26 protein-coding genes and 1 pseudogene are annotated in these 17,898 nt (G+C 47.1%); 10 read left to right on the forward strand and 17 right to left on the reverse strand.

Annotated elements, in window-relative coordinates; genetic code table 11:
• Positions 1–42 precede the first annotated feature (42 nt).
• From KJI95_RS16195 to KJI95_RS19710, 9 genes and pseudogenes are all read left to right on the forward strand, one after another.
• Positions 43–387 (forward strand): ArsC family reductase, encoded by a 345-nt coding sequence (locus tag KJI95_RS16195; RefSeq protein ID WP_349356752.1) that lies wholly within the window; start codon positions 43–45, stop codon positions 385–387.
• The gene (dapE, locus tag KJI95_RS16200) at positions 384–1,514 is read left to right on the forward strand and encodes a succinyl-diaminopimelate desuccinylase (RefSeq protein ID WP_214508226.1); all 1,131 of its coding nucleotides are present in this window, start codon (positions 384–386) and stop codon (positions 1,512–1,514) included. The genes KJI95_RS16195 and dapE overlap by 4 nt, the downstream gene beginning before the upstream one ends.
• Positions 1,505–2,203 carry a M15 family metallopeptidase gene (locus tag KJI95_RS16205; RefSeq protein WP_349356753.1) on the forward strand — a complete coding sequence of 233 codons (699 nt, stop codon included), beginning with the start codon at positions 1,505–1,507 and terminating at the stop codon, positions 2,201–2,203. The genes dapE and KJI95_RS16205 overlap by 10 nt, the downstream gene beginning before the upstream one ends.
• Entirely contained in the window at positions 2,200–3,027 is an 828-nt protein-coding gene (locus KJI95_RS16210) for an alpha/beta fold hydrolase (protein ID WP_214508227.1), read from the forward strand. Before KJI95_RS16205 ends, KJI95_RS16210 begins: the two co-directional genes overlap by 4 nt.
• Positions 3,028–3,395: 368 nt before the next feature.
• Positions 3,396–4,019 carry a carbonate dehydratase gene (gene can / locus KJI95_RS16215; protein WP_214508228.1) on the forward strand — a complete coding sequence of 208 codons (624 nt, stop codon included), beginning with the start codon at positions 3,396–3,398 and terminating at the stop codon, positions 4,017–4,019.
• Between the two features lie 213 nt (positions 4,020–4,232).
• On the forward strand, positions 4,233–5,420 hold the full coding sequence (gene kdnA / locus KJI95_RS16220) for an 8-amino-3,8-dideoxy-alpha-D-manno-octulosonate transaminase KdnA (protein WP_214508229.1): 1,188 nt from the start codon (positions 4,233–4,235) through the stop codon (positions 5,418–5,420).
• An 18-nt stretch (positions 5,421–5,438) separates the two neighbouring features.
• Entirely contained in the window at positions 5,439–6,509 is a 1,071-nt protein-coding gene (kdnB, locus tag KJI95_RS16225) for a 3-deoxy-alpha-D-manno-octulosonate 8-oxidase KdnB (protein ID WP_214508230.1), read from the forward strand.
• 50 nt (positions 6,510–6,559) lie between these two features.
• Positions 6,560–7,297, forward strand: a complete 738-nt coding sequence (gene kdsB / locus KJI95_RS16230) for an 8-amino-3,8-dideoxy-manno-octulosonate cytidylyltransferase KdsB (protein ID WP_214508231.1) — start codon at positions 6,560–6,562, stop codon at positions 7,295–7,297.
• Between the two features lie 14 nt (positions 7,298–7,311).
• A pseudogene (locus tag KJI95_RS19710) lies at positions 7,312–7,432 on the forward strand (DUF2897 family protein); the annotation flags it as partial.
• A gap of 537 nt (positions 7,433–7,969) precedes the next feature.
• Here KJI95_RS19710 and KJI95_RS16240 read toward each other — a convergent pair.
• From KJI95_RS16240 to KJI95_RS16320, 16 genes are all read right to left on the reverse strand, one after another.
• Positions 7,970–8,338 (reverse strand): putative periplasmic lipoprotein, encoded by a 369-nt coding sequence (locus KJI95_RS16240; protein WP_214508232.1) that lies wholly within the window; start codon positions 8,336–8,338, stop codon positions 7,970–7,972.
• Between the two features lie 31 nt (positions 8,339–8,369).
• A complete protein-coding gene (locus KJI95_RS16245; RefSeq protein WP_214508233.1) occupies positions 8,370–8,759 on the reverse strand; it encodes a hypothetical protein in 390 nt (129 codons plus the stop codon).
• A gap of 128 nt (positions 8,760–8,887) precedes the next feature.
• The gene (locus KJI95_RS16250; protein ID WP_214508234.1) at positions 8,888–9,358 is read right to left on the reverse strand and encodes a hypothetical protein; all 471 of its coding nucleotides are present in this window, start codon (positions 9,356–9,358) and stop codon (positions 8,888–8,890) included.
• Between the two features lie 99 nt (positions 9,359–9,457).
• A complete protein-coding gene (locus tag KJI95_RS16255; RefSeq protein WP_214508235.1) occupies positions 9,458–9,775 on the reverse strand; it encodes a hypothetical protein in 318 nt (105 codons plus the stop codon).
• Positions 9,776–9,878: 103 nt separating this feature from the next.
• The gene (locus KJI95_RS16260) at positions 9,879–10,241 is read right to left on the reverse strand and encodes a hypothetical protein (RefSeq protein WP_214508236.1); all 363 of its coding nucleotides are present in this window, start codon (positions 10,239–10,241) and stop codon (positions 9,879–9,881) included.
• A gap of 494 nt (positions 10,242–10,735) precedes the next feature.
• Positions 10,736–11,026: a hypothetical protein gene (locus tag KJI95_RS16265; protein ID WP_214508237.1), complete on the reverse strand. Its 291-nt coding sequence runs from the start codon at positions 11,024–11,026 to the stop codon at positions 10,736–10,738.
• Positions 11,027–11,135: 109 nt separating this feature from the next.
• Positions 11,136–11,621: a hypothetical protein gene (locus tag KJI95_RS16270; protein ID WP_214508238.1), complete on the reverse strand. Its 486-nt coding sequence runs from the start codon at positions 11,619–11,621 to the stop codon at positions 11,136–11,138.
• A gap of 103 nt (positions 11,622–11,724) precedes the next feature.
• Positions 11,725–12,141: a hypothetical protein gene (locus KJI95_RS16275; protein WP_214508239.1), complete on the reverse strand. Its 417-nt coding sequence runs from the start codon at positions 12,139–12,141 to the stop codon at positions 11,725–11,727.
• Between the two features lie 93 nt (positions 12,142–12,234).
• On the reverse strand, positions 12,235–12,489 hold the full coding sequence (locus KJI95_RS16280) for a hypothetical protein (protein ID WP_214508240.1): 255 nt from the start codon (positions 12,487–12,489) through the stop codon (positions 12,235–12,237).
• An 83-nt stretch (positions 12,490–12,572) separates the two neighbouring features.
• Positions 12,573–13,010 (reverse strand): GNAT family N-acetyltransferase, encoded by a 438-nt coding sequence (locus KJI95_RS16285; RefSeq protein ID WP_214508241.1) that lies wholly within the window; start codon positions 13,008–13,010, stop codon positions 12,573–12,575.
• 22 nt (positions 13,011–13,032) lie between these two features.
• The gene (locus tag KJI95_RS16290) at positions 13,033–13,974 is read right to left on the reverse strand and encodes a lipase family protein (RefSeq protein ID WP_214508242.1); all 942 of its coding nucleotides are present in this window, start codon (positions 13,972–13,974) and stop codon (positions 13,033–13,035) included.
• A 94-nt stretch (positions 13,975–14,068) separates the two neighbouring features.
• Positions 14,069–14,308, reverse strand: a complete 240-nt coding sequence (locus KJI95_RS16295) for a hypothetical protein (RefSeq protein WP_214508243.1) — start codon at positions 14,306–14,308, stop codon at positions 14,069–14,071.
• Positions 14,309–14,706: 398 nt separating this feature from the next.
• Positions 14,707–15,390, reverse strand: a complete 684-nt coding sequence (locus KJI95_RS16300; protein WP_214508244.1) for a hypothetical protein — start codon at positions 15,388–15,390, stop codon at positions 14,707–14,709.
• A 146-nt stretch (positions 15,391–15,536) separates the two neighbouring features.
• On the reverse strand, positions 15,537–16,094 hold the full coding sequence (locus tag KJI95_RS16310) for a hypothetical protein (RefSeq protein WP_214508246.1): 558 nt from the start codon (positions 16,092–16,094) through the stop codon (positions 15,537–15,539).
• Positions 16,095–16,180: 86 nt separating this feature from the next.
• A complete protein-coding gene (locus KJI95_RS16315) occupies positions 16,181–16,519 on the reverse strand; it encodes a hypothetical protein (protein WP_214508247.1) in 339 nt (112 codons plus the stop codon).
• Positions 16,520–16,605: 86 nt separating this feature from the next.
• Positions 16,606–16,932 (reverse strand): hypothetical protein, encoded by a 327-nt coding sequence (locus KJI95_RS16320; protein WP_214508248.1) that lies wholly within the window; start codon positions 16,930–16,932, stop codon positions 16,606–16,608.
• 206 nt (positions 16,933–17,138) lie between these two features.
• Here KJI95_RS16320 and KJI95_RS16325 point away from each other — a divergent pair, with 206 nt between their 5' ends.
• Positions 17,139–17,390, forward strand: a complete 252-nt coding sequence (locus KJI95_RS16325) for a hypothetical protein (protein ID WP_214508249.1) — start codon at positions 17,139–17,141, stop codon at positions 17,388–17,390.
• Between the two features lie 21 nt (positions 17,391–17,411).
• Here the strand turns inward: KJI95_RS16325 and KJI95_RS16330 are convergent, their stop codons facing one another.
• Positions 17,412–17,750: a hypothetical protein gene (locus KJI95_RS16330; RefSeq protein ID WP_214508250.1), complete on the reverse strand. Its 339-nt coding sequence runs from the start codon at positions 17,748–17,750 to the stop codon at positions 17,412–17,414.
• Positions 17,751–17,898: the final 148 nt, after the last annotated feature.

The following is a 17,898-nucleotide window of genomic DNA, read 5'->3' on the forward strand; positions in this document are numbered from 1 at the left end:
ATGCCACAATGCGGCCTTTCTGTCTCTTTGGGAGTAAGTGCCGTGACTCTTTATGGCATTAAAAACTGCGACACGGTCAAAAAGGCCCGCAACTGGCTCGACAGCCACGGCCAGCAAGTTCAATTCCACGATTTTCGCGCCGATGGCCTGAGTAAAGATACCCTCAGCGCCTGGGTCGATGCCCTTGGCGTCGATACCGTGCTTAACCGCAAATCCACCAGTTTTCGCGCCCTCGACGAGGCGCAAAAGCAAAATATCGACCGCGACAGCGCCATCGCGCTGATGCTTGAGACCCCGACACTTATCAAACGCCCGGTGCTTGAATATCAGGGCAAGGTGTACTGCGGCTTTTCCGACAAACTCTATACCGAGGTATTTGGCCAATGAGCGACGTAATCGATTTAACCAAGGAGCTCATTTCCCGCCCGTCGGTGACGCCGCTTGATGAAGGCTGTCAGGAGCTGATGGCAAGGCGCCTTGCTGCCATCGGCTTTAACATCGAGCCCATGGTATTTGAAGACACCACCAACCTGTGGGCACGCCGTGGCAGCGAAGGGCCGCTGTTTTGCTTTGCCGGCCACACCGATGTGGTGCCGGTGGGCGACCTTAACCGCTGGCACACCCCGCCGTTTGAGCCGGTCGAAATCGATGGTTACATCCACGGCCGCGGCGCCGCCGACATGAAAGGCTCCCTCGCCGCCATGGTGGTGGCTGCTGAGCGTTTTGTGGCCGAGCATCCGGATCATCAGGGCTCTATCGCCTTTCTTATCACCTCCGATGAAGAAGGCCCCTTTATCAATGGCACAGTGCGGGTCATAGATACCCTCGAAGCGCGCAACGAAAAAATCACCTGGGCCTTGGTGGGCGAGCCATCGAGCACCCATCTGCTGGGTGATGTGGTCAAAAACGGCCGCCGTGGCAGTCTTACAGGTAATCTCACCGTCAAGGGTATTCAGGGCCACGTGGCCTACCCGCATCTGGCCGACAATCCGGTTCACAAAGCCGCACCAGCGCTGGCCGAGCTTGCCCGCATCGAGTGGGATAAGGGCAATGAGTTTTTCCCACCCACCAGTTTCCAGATTGCCAACATCAATGGCGGCACCGGCGCATCCAACGTGATCCCGGGCGAGCTTAAGGTGATGTTCAACTTCCGTTACTCCACCGAAGTCACAGCCGAGATCCTGATTAGCCGGGTGCTGGGTATTCTCGATGCCCATGGCCTCGATTACGACATCGATTGGGTTTACAACGGCTTGCCTTTCCTCACAGGCGAAGGCCCGCTGCTGGATGCGACCCGCGAGGCGATTTTTGAAGTCACCGGCAACCATACCGATCCGCAAACCACAGGCGGCACCTCCGATGGTCGCTTTATTGCCCCAACCGGCGCGCAGGTGATTGAACTTGGCCCGGTAAATGCCACCATCCACAAGGTGAATGAATGCGTGAAGGCAAGCGATCTTGAGCTTCTCACCGGCTGCTACCAGCGCATTCTGGAAAAGCTGCTGTGCCGCTGATTGCAAACCCCGCCACCCTCTACGGCATTGGCGAGCCTGAACTTGTGCTCGCCGATGGCTTTAAAATGCGCCCCGGTACCGCCCGGGCGTATCTTGCCATGAAAGAGGCGGCCGCCGCCGATGGCATTGCCATGGCCGTTACCTCCTCTTATCGCGACTTTGAGCGCCAGCTTGCCATCTGGAATGGCAAAGCCGAAGGCAAACGGCCAATACTCGATGCAAACGGCCAGCCACTTGATGCAAAGAGCCTCAGCGACAATGCACTGATTGACGCCATTTTGCTGTGGTCGGCGCTGCCCGGCTGCTCTCGCCATCACCTTGGCACCGACATCGATGTGTACGCGCCGGACAACATCAGCCGCGATGCCCTGAAACTTGAGCTGCCGGAATATGAGCCCCACGGCCCCTGCCACGGCTTAAGTTGCTGGCTTGACGCCAACGCCAACCGCTTTGGGTTTTTCAGGCCCTATCAGGCAGGCAAAAGTGGCGTCAGCCCCGAGCCCTGGCATTTAAGCTTTGCCCCCGAGGCCGAGCCGCTCATGGCGGGATTTGACCTAAGCGCACTGGCAACGCACCTTGAGCGTGCGCCGCTGGCCCTTAAATCCGCAGTTCTTTTGCGCCTCGATGAGCTTGTGGAGCGCTACGTGCGCTTTTATGCCGCGCCCCCAGTTACGGAACCTTCTGTATGACCTCGTTTGAATCATTCCGCCGCAGCTTTGAGCTCAGCGACACTCATTTAAGTTACCTTGATATGGGCACAGGCCCGGTGCTGCTGTTGGGCCACAGTTATCTGTGGGACAGCCTGATGTGGCGCGAGCAGCTTGAGCTGCTGGCCAAACACTACCGCGTGATAGCGGTTGATCTGCACGGCCACGGTCAGTCAGGCGGCGTGCCGCCAAGGGTTAACAGCTTACGGGTTGTTGCCGATGACATGCTCGCGCTGATGGACTCCCTCAATATCAACAAGTTTTCTATCCTTGGCCTCAGCGTTGGCGCCATGTGGGGCGCCGAGCTTGTACTCAAGGCGCCCGCCCGGGTAAAGACCCTGGTGATGATGGACAGCTTTATCGGCTTTGAGCCCGAAATCACCCGCGCCAAATACTTCGGTATGTTGGATGTGATTACGGCCGCGGGCAGCGTTCCGGCGCCCATGATTGACGCCATTGTGCCGCTCTTTTTCTCATCAAGCCCGGATGAGCGCCTCACAAGCGCCTTTGCTGCCAAGCTTGCGTCCTTAAGTGGCGAGCGTATTGCCGATATCGAGCGCATGGGCCGGCTGGTGTTTGGCCGCCGCGACACCATGGATGAGGTGGAAAAGCTCACCCTGCCGGTGCTGGTGATGGTGGGGGTTGAAGACAAGGCCCGCAGCGTGCTTGAAAGCTACCTGATGCACGAAGCCATCGATGGCAGCAAACTGGTGCACATTGCCGCAGCTGGCCACATTTCCTGCCTCGAGCAGCCCGCCTTTGTTAACGAGACGCTGCTGAGCTTTTTTGCCGAGCATCTGTCATAGGCACAGGGTTAAGCCAGTACAGTTAAGCCAGCCGCCTTTATTCCAGCCGCTTTAAATGTGCTGATTTAAATGTGCCGCTTTTAACCCGCCGATGTGAATGCGCCGAATTTAGTTCGGCGCAGCACTCTCAATCTTACCGCCCGAAACTGCCTTATCCGGCGAGCTTGCTCCCTTCCTTTTACCTCGCCTGCAAGCTTTCGTTAGTGTTTGTTTCAGTAACAGATTTCGACTTTCAAACACCGGTCACATCTTTTTCAGCCGGATTTGCAATGGATAGACCAGCCCCGCAGAATTTCCTGTTAGACTGGCTCGGTATTTCGCCAAAATCACTTTGTCTCCTTCCCTGACTCCGACCAAATAAGCAAAAGATGAAATTACTGAAACCCCTGTTCGATAACAACCGTCGCTGGGCAGAGCGCATCTTGCTGGAAAACCCCGGTTTTTTTGAAACTCTGGCCAAACAGCAGAACCCCGAATACCTGTGGATCGGCTGCTCCGACAGTCGGGTGCCATCAAATCAAATCATCGACTTGCTGCCGGGCGAAGTGTTTGTGCACCGCAATATCGCCAACATGGTCATACATACCGATCTTAACTGCCTGTCGGTGCTGCAATACGCGGTGGATGTGCTGAAGGTCAAGCACATCATGGTGGTCGGCCACTATGGCTGCGGCGGCGTGCGCGCTGCCATGGGCAACAAGCGTCTTGGCCTGATTGATAACTGGCTTGGGCACCTGCGCGACATCTACCGCCTGCATCAGAACGAGCTTGAAGCACTCGATGACAAGGCCCGTTTCGACCGCCTGTGTGAGCTCAACGTGATTGAGCAGGTCGCCAACGTCGCCGCCACCACCATCATCACCGAGGCCTGGGCCAGAGGTCAGGACGTGGCGGTACACGGCTGGATTTACGGCATTAACAACGGCTTACTGACAGATTTGGATGTGACCGTCGACCGAGGCCTGTATTTAAGTCAGCAGCCACAGGACTGAGCCTGACGTTACAGAGTGTACATACCGGGCAAAGGGGCAGCCGCCCTGCCCGCCCTTGGCCCGCGTTGGTCCGGCTTTGAGCGCAGTCTGCAGGCTGCCTTTTCAATTTTTTCGCGCTGCCTTATCGCTATCACCTTGCCAACGCAGGTATAATCTTCGGGTTTTTTCATCGCGCCTTAGGCGCCATGGTCAGAATTTAGGAGAATCACTTCCATGCCCGGTTTTGAAATTTTTGGTCCTGAAGAGAAGCAGGAAGTTGCAGATGTCATGGAGCACGGCTTTACCTTCCGTTATAACTTCGACGGCATGCGCAATGACCGCTGGAAGAGCCGCGACTTTGAAGCCCTGCTGTGCGAAAAAATCGGTGTAAAACACGCCCACCTGCTGTCCAGCGGTACCTGCGCCCTGACCACTGCCCTGATGGCGGCTGGCATCGGTGCCGGTGACGAAGTGATTGTGCCTCCCTTTACCTTTGTGGCCACTATCGAAGCCATCATGATGGCCGGTGCCGTACCGGTATTTGCCGAAATCGACGAGACCCTGTGTCTGTCGCCAGAAGGCATCCGCGCCGCCATCACCCCACGCACCAAGGCGGTAAACTTTGTCCACATGTGTGGCTCCATGGGGCACATGGATGAAATCAAAGCCATTTGTGATGAGCACGGTATTGTCCTGCTTGAAGATGCCTGTCAGGCCATCGGTGGCAGCTACAAGGGTCAGAGCCTCGGCACTATCGGTCAGGTAGGCTGTTTCTCCTTTGACTCAGTGAAAACCATCTCCTGCGGTGAAGGCGGAGCGGTGATCACCAACGATGAAACCATCTACAACCACAGCCATATGTTCTCTGACCACGGTCACGACCATATCGGCAGCGATCGCGGCGCCGAGAAGCACCCTATCATGGGCCTGAACTTCCGCATCAGCGAAATGAACGCCGCCCTGGGTCTGGCCCAGCTGCGTAAGCTTGACACCATTCTGGATATTCAGCGCAAAAACAAAAAGCTGATTAAAGATGCCATGGCTGAGATCCCGGAAGTGAGCTTCCGCGTGATCCCCGATCCTGAAGGCGACAACGCCGGTTTCCTGTCCTTTATGCTGCCAACAGAGGCGCGCACCCAGGAAATCAGCAAGGCGCTGGCCGCCAATGGCGTTGATGGCTGTTTCTACTGGTACGTGAACAACTGGCACTACCTGAAAAACTGGCAGCACATCCAGAACCTGAGCACTCCGGCCGCCATGCCAATCACCCTGGTCGCCGACAAGCCTGATTACACCCAGGTTTCTGTGCCAAAATCCGATGCCATCATGAGCCGCACCATTTCCATGCTCATCAAGCTCAGCTGGACTGAAGAGCAGATCCAGCAGCGTATTGCCAACATCAAGAAAGCCTTTGCCCAATAATTGACGGGAGTCTTTTGCATGAAATTCAGAAATTTCAAAGCTGTACCTAAGATGATCTTCGGTCGCGGCGCCTTTAACCAGCTGGACGAAGTGCTGGCGGCCGAGCGCAAACAAGCCGATGATTTCGTGGTGTTTCTGGTGGACGACGTTCACAAAGGCAAGCCGCTGGAAAGCCGCATCCCACTCAAAGCTCAGGACAAACTGATTTGGGTAAACGTGGATGAAGAGCCAACCACAGAGCAGGTTGATGCCCTGACCGTGGAAGTGCAGCAGTTCAACAGCAAGCTGCCGGTCAGCGTTGTTGGCCTTGGCGGCGGTTCAACCATGGATCTCGCCAAAGCTGTCTCTTTGATGCTGACCAACCCGGGCGGCTCTGCCAAGTACCAGGGCTGGGATCTTATCAAGGTAGCCGCCGTGCACCACATTGGTATCCCCACCATTTCCGGTACCGGCGCCGAAGCCTCTCGCACCGCGGTACTGTGCGGCCCTGAGCGTAAGCTGGGTCTGAACTCCGACTTTACCGTGTTTGACCAGATCATCATGGACTCTGAGCTGATTTCAGGCGTTGACACAGATCAGTGGTTCTACACAGGTATGGACTGCTACATTCACTGTATCGAATCGCTGGAAGGCACTTACCTTAACGAATACTCCAAGGCCTTCGGCGAGAAAGCCCTGGATCTGTGCCGCGAAGTGTATCTGGATGATCACCCAGAGAAAGACGACAAGCTGATGATGGCCTCTTACATGGGCGGCATGTCCATCGCCTACAGCCAGGTAGGTGCCTGTCACGCCCTGTCTTATGGTCTGGGCTATGTGCTGGGCTACCATCACGGTATCGGCAACTGTATCGCCTTCAACGTACTGGAAGAATTCTATCCGGAAGGCGTTGCCGAGTTCCGCACCATGCTCGACAAACACAACATCACCCTGCCAAAGGACATCTGTAAAGACTTGCCGGATGAAACCATTGCCCGCATGGTGAAAGTGGCCAAGAGCCTCGGCCCGCTGTGGCACAACGTGTACGGCGACGGCTGGGAAGAGAAAGTGACCGATGAGATGCTGACCAAGCTCTATCGTCGCATCTAGTGTTAAAACCGGGCTCCTGCGGGAGCCCTGTTTCTTTAGAGGATTTCTCAATGAACGTAACTCTGCTTATTCCGGCCCGCTACGGCTCCAGCCGTTTCCCCGGAAAGCCCCTCGCCCCCATCAACGGTAAACCGATGATCCAGCACGTGTACGAACGTGCCGGCCTCGCCAAGGGCCTGTCTGCCATTTATGTGGCCACAGACGATGTGCGCATTAAAGAGGCGGTTGAAGCCTTTGGCGGTAAAGTGGTGATGACAGGCGCCGAAGCCGCTTCCGGTACCGACCGCATTGAAGATGCCATCACTCAGCTCGGGCTTGCCGATGACGACCTGGTGATTAACCTGCAGGGCGATCAGCCGCTGATTGACCCTATTTCCATCGAGCAGGTAATTGAACTCTTTGCCCGCCATCCGGGCGAGTTCGAGATGGCGACCCTCGGTTACCAGATCAGCGACAAAGAAGAGCTCGACGATCCCAAGCACGTCAAAATGGTGTTCGACAACGACATGTACGCGCTCTACTTCTCCCGCGCCCGCATTCCGTTTGGCCGCGACGTGAGCGAGTATCCGGTGTACAAGCACCTGGGCGTATACGCCTATACCCGCCGATTTGTGCACACCTTCAACAGCCTGCCGCTGGGTAAGCTTGAAGATCTCGAGAAGCTCGAGCAGCTGCGCGCGCTGGAATACGGCCACAAGATCAAAGTCGCCATCAGCGCCTTCGACTCACCGGAAGTGGATACCCCAGAGGATATCCGCCGCTGTGAAAATCGTCTCAAGGTCGACTGATGAACGCCGAGGCCATGTCATCGCTGGAAGTCTGGCTCATCATCGCACTGGTGATTGGGGTAATTTTGTCTAACCTCGCCGTACTCAAGTACAGCGCCAAATTCAAAATGCCCCAGTTCGGAGAACCTAAAAAAGAGAGCGGCGAACCGAAGAGCGAAAGCGAAGAGCTCAAGAGCGAAAGCGGAAGGCCTAAGCAAACAAGCGACTCTGAAGCTGCCGTGGATGGAGCTGAAACCGCTGAGGCTGAGACTAAAACTAACGCGGCAGAAACCGCCGAGTTTCAAACAAGCAGCGCGGCCAAAGCCGAAGGCGCAGATAACGTTATCCCCTTCGACAAAGCCGCCGCCAAGCGATCTGGTTCTGGTTCAGGCTCTGGCTCTGGTTCTGGTTCTGACTAACATGATGACAAAACGCTCAGCGTAACTGAACGTGAAACCCACCGTTGCACCGACGGTGGACATGGCGCTCAATTGGTCTATGAAAAAGGTCCTAAAAGTGTTCGGAAAGTGATGCTGAAACTAAGCGAGCCCCGCCTGGTTAATACAGCCTAGCTAAGCAGACTAGTTAACACAGCTTAGCTAACCACCTTTCAGCAGTCCAATAAAAACGCCCCGAACTTCGGGGCGTTTTTTATGAAGGCAATTTTTCAGCTGACTCTTACTCTGTTAACAATTACAAAAAGTTAATTTGCTTGATCTCGCCTTTTTCATTTAAGAAGAAAAAACTATAACCTCTTCCATTTAAAGCCGAACTAATTTCTAATAAATCACCCATTGTAAAATCATGTGTCAAAATCTTTTTGATGCTATTCTTACTCAATAAACTTACAAGTTTATCTTCGTTACCTTTTGATACCACATCACCATTAAAATGGTAAAAATTATCCTTAACGGTAATCTCTACATATTCCTGCTCATTGTTAGCATTTTCACGATGAGAAGCGCATCCGGCAAGAAAAACTATCAAGATTAACATTATCAATATGTTACGCATTTTTTCTCCTTTTACAGTTAACGCTTTATCAACCGCCCCTTGTCGCATCAGGTTTGCTTGACTTGTTATACACCGCCCATTAGGTTTCTTTCCAGGGCAGCATAAAGTAATTTAAAAATAGCAAAAGCGTAAAGCCAACAACATACAATAAGTATCTATTGAGCGTGATAATTGGTGGTTCAAAGAAACTTACAACACAAACACTTGATACAAGAACGTTAGCACTCAAAAATGACCATAAAACACCCTTTGATATTTTATGAAATTCAAGGTCTTCTACGTATGTGTAAAGAAATACTTTTATAGCCAATATAGGCATATAACCTAGAACAATAATTATAAAGAACACTGTATCTTCAAAACCATTTTTGTAGGCATCAACTGCAACCATAGGTATTAAAAGAGCTAGCCCGTAACGGTAAATTTTGGCAGTACCAAGTAAATTATTTTTTAACTTTTCAAAATCCATTTTTTACTCAAAAGGCTCCAATAGCTGTTTAACGCCCAAATAATGGGCTAAAAATTGTTGGCTAAAATAAGCGACGCAGGAGCAAAAGCCGACTGTTTTTAGTCCTGATTTATTTTCTTGTTATATGCCTAATCACCATGAAAAATCAATGTAGACTCTTTTAATAATCGCTGATATTCAGCTTCATTGATTTCACCTTGATCAAATTTTTGTTGTGCAAGAAAATTTCTCAGATAAAACTCATTTTCAATATAAGCTAATATATATCCATATTCTTTTTCAGTAATAAGACCTTCACGAAAAGCTTTCCGTGAAGATTTTTTATTCCAGCGCTCTCCTGATGCTGGTTCAGGATAAGAGTAGTCTTTTTGCAGAATGGATGGTTCTGAAACGGCAGCAACATCCATTCCTTCTTCAATGGCTTTTTGCGCACACCAGTTTAAGAGCCAATCAACAGAATGCTTTACACCATGAAAATGCCAGTCATAACCAGCGGTGCATTCTCCAACTTTCTTACCTTCAGAATTATAAAGATCTAATTGTCCACTAGAACAGCCAAATAATGTAAGTGCAAAAAATATAATTGCTAGAGGTTTCACCAATGCTCCTTTGGCATATAACGCTTTGCTAAGGGGCTGGCGCCACGCGCCAGTCCCACGAAGCCAGCTTTTGCTGGCGACGTAAACTTGAGCAACTGGTTATGAGTAAATTGGAGCGGTTATTCCAACCGCAGGGCCAATGATCACCACTGCCCTAGCAAGATAGCCCCAACCTACGTTGGCCGTATTTTTTGAACAACGCCAAACAGATGTAATTGCCCAAATATAAAATAAAACAGCAAAAAACAGATACGCAACTATAGCTACCATGTTTTGTTGAAGGGATATCCAGTCACCGATACGGCCAACACAGGAACCAGTTAATACAAAGTTCAGCCAATACGCTTTCCAGAGGGGTTGCCCACCACTCCAACTGGATAGTAAGTATGGCTCTTTATCCTTAGAGATTACTTCCATATTAAATTACTCATAACGCCGCGCTCAGCCGCCGGAGGTGACTGGCGCGTTTTGTGCCCCGCACAAAAGGTGACAGTTGCCGAAGGTCGGTTGCAGCGCCTTGTTATGCGCTTTTTTTAACTGGCTCACTTGAACCGATACACACAATTTTTTCATTAAACTCTGTGATAACTTGACCAGAAAATTCATTGTTGAGTTTAAAAACAACTTCTGGAAAGCCTGCCGGTAATACTTTTATCTCGAATCCTTCATCATTTCTATGTGATTCGAATTTATGCTCGCCAGATGCTTTAAGTTCAGAAACTACAATGCCTAGATCACTATCAATCCCTTCGGTAGATGCAGGAGATAACATAAAAACACAATCTCCTTGAGTTGAACTTGAATCGCAGGCTAGCAACATGAATCCAGCATGATCTCCTTTATCAGAAAAGAGAGACAATACTTTAGGCAACTCAATGCTCATATTCTTCCTTAATGTTCTAGATCTCGCCCTTGCGCATAACGCTTTGCTAAGGGGCTGGCGCCACGCGCCAGTCCCACGGAGCCAGCCTTGGCTGGCGGAGTAAACTTAAGCTATTGGTTAGGTGTTATACCGATTTTTAAACTGATTTGCGACATAAGTAGCAACCAACGAAAAAATGAACAAAAATGTTGGTAAAATAGAATTTTCAACCGAGAGAAACAAAACTACCCCAACAAAACTTACAACACTTATGGTAGCCCACCCCATACAAATAAGTAGTAAGGCTTGCTGATTTTTGCTCGTTTTCCAGAACCGTAACGACAGAGCTGAAAATACGAAAATCATGATTAGAGGTAGGAAGATTGAAAAATTCATTTGACTACTCTGAAACACCTAACGCCCGCATAAGTGGCGCATAAAAGCTTGGCTATACTAAGCGAAGAATGAGCGCAGCCAAGCTTTTTGCGTCCACCCTTAATGCGTTTGTTATGTTTTCAATTAAAGTTGGTCGCCTTTTTTGACCACACTTTATCAAAATCATTTTCTGTTAAAAGCGTACAAGTACCGTAACTCCGATCATTTAAATTGTTAGGTGTTACTATGCCTTCAGGTAATTGACCATAAGAATCAGATTGATGCAGCTCAGAATATTTAAGAAGCACACCATTTGGTTGAATCTCAATACTTTTAATAATTTCGCCCAGTTCATTAATTTGCCAATAGCAATTGATATTATCATCCAAACCAACTGAGTTGCCATTTGAACAATACGTTACAAATTTCAATTGAACCTCAGGAAAACATAACGCTCGGCTCACTGAGCAAATTTTTGATGGCGGCTTTTTTGCCATGAAAAAAAGGTGACAGCGAAAATTTGTCCGGTGCAGCCGCTTGTTAAGCGCATTGTTTCAGGACCCGAATGATACGCCTTGCCTGTTTCTCTACATACTTCCATTCCCAGAGGGAAGGATCTTTAAATTCCGGGTAAGTTTGAAACCAAGCCTCAGCACGCTTTTGTGAATTAACTGACACACGTACCGCTGGTTTAAGTTTGTTTTTTAAATCAATTTGCAACTGGATTAGACCCCAGCCGCTCGCCACATAGCGAAATGTTGCTCCGTTGCACTTTGCGGGATTAAGTGACTTCCTTTCTGCGAAAAAGTAGCCTTTTGCCCCCGGGTAATATATCGAAAAATTCGCAGAGTGAGCATTTCCATCAATTGCACTGCTAATACCGTTCAACAAGGCTTCTTGAGTTTTATATTGTTTCAACTCAGAATCAAAGTCCGAGTAATCCTGATAGGCAACAGCGGGCTCAGAGAATATTGCACTCACAATATCTCCAATTTTGGATACTTCTATTTCCTCTGCTCGTTGCATGCTCTTTTTCGCTTAACGCCGGCCACAGCGGCCGTAGGTGATTGGCGCCTTTTGTGCAACGCACAAAAGGTGACAATTGCCGGAGGTCAGCTGCTGGCCCTTGTTAAATCTCGCCACGGTGAAACTCCAAATACCTTTGTGCTTCGCCTTTAGCAATTTCGTCAGCATATTCACATTTAGAAGCTAATTCTAAGCTTATAAGCCATTCATTCTTTCCTTCTTCGGGCAGACTATTTAGTATACGGTTTACCATCCAAACAGTTAACCCTGTGCATTTCCGACTCAAAGACTCTTTCAAATAATCGTGATAATCGTCTTCTTCTTCGATGAAATGAACCAATGGTCCCGGTGATCCAAGCTCCTTATCATTAAACTTTTCAATGAAGCTGAATATCGCTGGAATTGCTTCCCTTTTATTTGGAAGCTCCTCAAGGCGATCAATGAAATCATAAAGTGCTTCCATATCAGCTTCATCATATTCGTCGAACTGGATGTTTTGTAATTCGATCTCGAAATCCATGAGTGACTACCTAAAGAGATTTAACGTCCGCAGCACACGCGAGCGTAGCGAGTCGAGGCCGATAGGCCGGTGTGGCTGCGTTTGTTAAATGCTTTACTCATACTCCAGAATCTCCCCGACCGGGAATTTAGACCACTTCACGTAGTTTTCCTGGGAGCACTCCGCCGCCTCTGTCTCTGAGGCTCTACGTATATGCCAAGCAAAATTCAAATGATGATAGGCATGCTCCAGGTCGATCCTTAGCTGGCCCTCGTCATACTCCTTATCTCCCCGGAGCTCGGATGCAGTTTCCTGCAACTGCTCAATTGCTTCTTCTAGGTTCGCAATTATCAGATCACGATTATTCATAGGCATTTAACGCCCGCCACACACGCGAGCAACTTGTTGCGAGTCGAGCGCCGAAGGCGCGTTGTGCTGGCGATTGTTAGAGCTTACAGTTTGATTACTGCCAACATATCTTCACCATCTTCATCCAAGCCCACTTCCTGAAAGCCAAAACTTGAGTAAAAACCTTTGGCTACTGGGTTTTCAGGGTCATAGCAAATTTCTATTTCTTTTACTTTGTTACTGGTTTTGATTTCATTCAGCGCCAAATTTAGTGCGGCTCTACCAATACCCGATTTTTGATAACGTTGATCAACCATAAAGCGCCAGATAGAAACTTTTTCAGGTGTTTCAGATACCCACATGAAAAAGCCAACAGGTTTATCGTTTTGATAGATTGCCTTACAGGTATGCCCTTGGCAGTAATGTGACTCAACCAAAGACCACATATTGCTCGCAACATATTCCTGTTGCTCATCAGTGACATCTAAGTCACATACTGCTTCATAATTTGAACTTGTAACGTCTTCCAGTGTGATACTCATGACTTTCCTTAGCTCTAACGCCTCAATCAGCCGCAGCTTTAGCGGTCGGCTGCATTGACTTGTTATACAGACTTTCACAGACATGCCACTCTGTCTCTTCAGCTGAGCTTCTTTCTATATTCCTTGTGAAGGTAAATAATGCATCTTCACTACCAGCTTGAATTGCTGTAATTAGTAATCCACGACTGAACAAATACATACCATGCTCCTGAACAGGGCTGAAAGTCCACCATAGAAAATCAAGATAGTTGTACTTGTACTTTTCAAGATTATCTGTTTTTAACCAAAGCCATGTCCTATTTAAAGGGCCTAGTATTTCTCCGGCTTCATACAGATGAACCTTCTTATTTTTTACGTTTTCGTCTGTATTAAAGAAAGCCCTTGGTGAAGAATTAAAAGCTACGGCGGTAACACCATCAATTCTTTGAGCCATATTTAATGCAATCCCGCCGCCTAGAGAGTGACCAGTCACGTAGATTTTCTTATCTTGGTGCTCATTAACGAACTGGTTTAGATGATCAAATGCTTCTTTATACTGATTTGGCTGAACTAGCGCAAAATTAGTTGCCCAGTCATTACCTTCTGAAAAGTCAGTACCTTTGTATACAACACTATATTCTTCACCAAAGTTATAACTATATACATCAACAACTAAGCCACTATCACTTTGATGCCTGGACTCTAATTTCCAGTTTGGAATTACATAATATGGGGATGAAGTGTCACGATAGATATTACTAGACATTAGAGAAAATACATAATAATTCTTAGCGCCTTCCAGTTGATAATTTGACATCAAATCAAAATATCTATGATTGCATGACAGGTATTCTAAATCGGTGTGTTTTCTTAGTTGGTGTTTAGGATGGTCTGTAGGTTCATATACATGATCTATCTTCTTAAAGTTCGATGTTGTGCAACCAACTGACATCATCACCAATAAAATAATTGTTATTCTATTCATTCCAACTCACCGTGATAATAGGGCTGTATAACGACGCCCGCAGCGGCGAGCGTAGCGAGTCCAGCAGCCGAAGGCTGCGTGCTGCCGGGCCTTGTTATGCGCTTTTTCTGTTAATTTCATTGATAATTTTCTTAATAAACTCAACGCTTAAAGCTTGATTAAACCAGATTTTATAATTGCCGTTCTCTGAGTTATTTGCATGAGTCACAGCTATGATCTCTAAGTCATATTGCTCTACGAATACATCCTCTAATTCGTCGTAATCGTTGAAGTCCGCAACTTCGACAAAGATACCAAAACTTTCTTCTCCCACTCGAACATCATATTTCGGCATATCCTGTCTCATAGCTGTTCACGCATAACGTTTGGTTAAGGGGCCGGCTTTAGCCGGTCCCGAGCGAGCGAAGTGAGCGGCTTGAACCATTTGTTAGCCCGCGTTGCTCGATTGCAGCGTTTAGTACACCCAGCCATACGGACCTACATATAACGGTATGTTCCGAGACTCGCACCATTCCTTCAATTGGGAGTAGATAGCGGCCCCGTGCGGTCTTGCCCATTCCGGTGCCTTTTCCCGCCAGACTTCCTCAGTGGGGAAGTCAACAACGCTGAGGTCCAGTGGAATGCTAAGGGAGAATGAACCGAGCTCGCAGGAACAGAGGAGCTGCTCCTTCCACACGGGCTCGAATGTGAGCTTTGGAAAATTCACGGCACCGTCCTTAGCGGGCTAACGCCCTAATCAGTCGCGCCGCTTTTTGGCGTCGGATGAATTTTATTGTTAGCTGTTTCGACGCCGTTCTTAGTATGAATCCAGCCATCAATGTAATAAAACAATATATTGACTGCATTATTAAAGCAGTCCACTGCCTCTATCCAAGACCATTCAGGATACTGAATGTCTTCTTTTCCAATATGAAATGTTACCATTCTTTCATTGTCATTAAGGCTCTGCACAGCATTTGACAAATGAGAACCAGAAAAATGGACATAACCACATAAATTTTTATAAACGTCTTTTAGCCACGGATATTCAGGACTCAGAACGTCGACTAAATACCCATCATTCATATTTTTCCCGTTTATGTCCTTCAAGTTTCTGATTTGTTTACCACCTATTACATCAGTAGCAAAATCGTGAGGATTTTCTACAAGCCAAGTCGCAGAAAATCGCAAAAATGTATCAATTTGAATTCTAAGTAATGACCTAGCCGCTGCCATATTTTTCGCTTCAATTAATGTAATGAAGCCTTCCATGTTGCCGCTAGTTCTTTTCATCGCAGCGATTGCAAGGAGGTCAACAGGGAACATGTTGCCATTATCTGACGAGAATATAGCTTTCCCAAGATCCATCATTTGAGATTCAGTACTTCGGAGCTTGATAATAGCTTCTTCAAGATTTTGGGATGCTATTCGTTCCATGAATTTTCCTTATACAGCTAACGCCTTGTTAAGGTATGAGGCACGCAATACCAATGCTAACGCATACTACCTTAACCACTAAAATCAACGCATAGTAAAAATGCCACGCGTGCCGAATCACTCTTGAACAATTTGTTATGTGTATTTTATAAGTGCTTACTATCCCATTCAGACAAGTACTTCATATACATTTCCTCATGGGGATCAACATAACCCTGAGCATAGTAATCATGCTCACTACATGATGCAGCATCTATGCCTGCCTTGAGTGAAGCCATTTTCTCGGCTCGTAAAGTCGCTAATGTTGCGATTTTAAATTTAGATTGAGCGCTGTTAAACAACGAAAGAGCATAAGTAACTAGAAAAAGCGAAATCAATATAACTGGATATTCTGCGAAAAATATATACGGTGATACAGATAGTAGGAACAAACTAAAAACAAATATTATTAGGGACTTCAAAAGCGCATAAGAGACATCTAACTTTATATTTATGACCTTGTTTTCATCAGTTGATGCCAACACTATCTTTGACACATATGCCTGTCTTTTTTCTTCTTGCTTTATTTTAATAGAAGCGAAGAAAAAAGATAAAACTTTTTGTATCTTGGGAGTTACCAGGTTTGCAGCAACCGATATAACAATTGACATTACTGTTGATGCTATTAAAAAAATAGGTTCTTTTATTAAATCTAAAATTTCCATAAAACTCCTACACATAACGCCCGCCACAAACGCGAGCAACTTGTTGCGAGTCGAGCGCCCAACGGGCGCGTTTTTGGTGGCGCTTGTTAGGGAGATGCTTCATACAACTGCAGCTCGGCCCACTGAACTTCTGGCACAAACAAACTCTTACCATCAGTTATATTCCACACTGATGAATATTCATTGCCGCTTCCCATATGAACCCATCCATCTGAAGAAACATCAATAATCTCATTAAAAAGGTCAATGTTGGCTGGCAATAAATTAAATGTAAACTCATACATTTCAGGGATTTTCCAATAGCGACCTTGGTTTAATGGAACTGACTCCGCGAATACTGAAATTTCATGAGACAAACGTTCTAATAACTTTTCCTCACCAGAGTCATCATTACAAGTTGCGAATAATCGGAGAAATAACTTCATGACTAACTCGGCTCCCTAACGCCTCAAGCAGCGGCGCGCGTTAGCGCGTCCAGCACGCAGGGCGATGCTGCCTTGACTTGTTAAATTTATATTCTGAACCATGCGAATAGCTCTTTAACCTCATTGTGCTTTTCTAGGTCAAGCTCTCTAACCTTAGAGTGTAAAGCTTCAACTTCGAGTTTCTTTGGAAGTTCTGTTGTATTGGCAATACGTACTAGCTTTAAAATATATTGGCAATGATTGAGAAAAATATCCCACTCCATTTCTTTTAGAAGAGCTTCGGAAACCATTTCAAGCTCAAAAAATGCTTTTTCTGGGTCTAACCCTGATGCGCATTTATCCAACAATTTCGATATATACCACTCATCCGTGGAGCCTACGGTTCTATATTTTTCAATCTCTGAGAGATACACGATATTCTCTTATAAATTTAACGCCGCGCACAACGGCGAGCGAAGCGAGTCCAGCCAGCTTGCTGGCGGTGTTGCTGCGCCTTGTTATGCGATTAAAAACTTACTTTATTTAGTTGCGTGGGATTTTAAAAACCACACAAAACACCAAAAAACTTGCAAAACCTTGCGCTGAAAGAATGCGTGAAGATTTAAATCAGCCAATTTAAATGTGGATGAAATTAAAGCCACAAATTATTAATGCCAAAAATCATTGTTCTCTATCAACGCCGCCAAATCCAGCTTTAAAATTTCCATCTGTAAATGCCAATTTATCGATAAACTTAAATGCTAACGCTACTTTTTACAGCGAAAACTTACAAAATTTAAAATACCAAATTCTCAATAAAGCGCATAACGCTTTGCTAAGGGGCTGGCGCCAAGCGCCAGTCCCACGGAGCCAGCCTTGGCTGGCGGAGTAAACTTGAGCAACTTGTTATATTTCAGAGAATTGCCTTTAATATTGTTGCTATTGCAGCTTTTTGCTGCAGATCAGTTGCCTCTTCGAATATTTTTACTAAATAAGGGGTCAAATGCTTTTTTTCTTCATTGGACATTACAAATGTATCGTCAAACCAAATTTGATTATCGCTATCAAGCATAAGCGTAAAAGCATCATTATCACTCTTTACGATCAGTCCAATCACTTCGGTCTCTACAAAGGTTCCCTCATAGATTAAGTTACTTTTTATAGCTGAAACTCTTGGGTTCATCTCACTCTTAGCCATTGTGGGGTTAACAAAAAACAATGAAATTACTAGAATCCAAATGTTCGACGTCACCGATACACCTTGATTGAAATATAACATCTATGGACGCTCCCGATTGTGCAAGCTAGTTGAGCCTAAAGAACTGTAGGTTTTGCAGCCATCTATTCGGATTTTGTGAGGAACAAGCCTCGATCCCTGATGAATTCCGCTGGCTTACGAC

The organism is Shewanella jiangmenensis (assembly GCF_018596335.1).
GTDB classification, from domain to species: Bacteria; Pseudomonadota; Gammaproteobacteria; order Enterobacterales; family Shewanellaceae; genus Shewanella; species Shewanella jiangmenensis.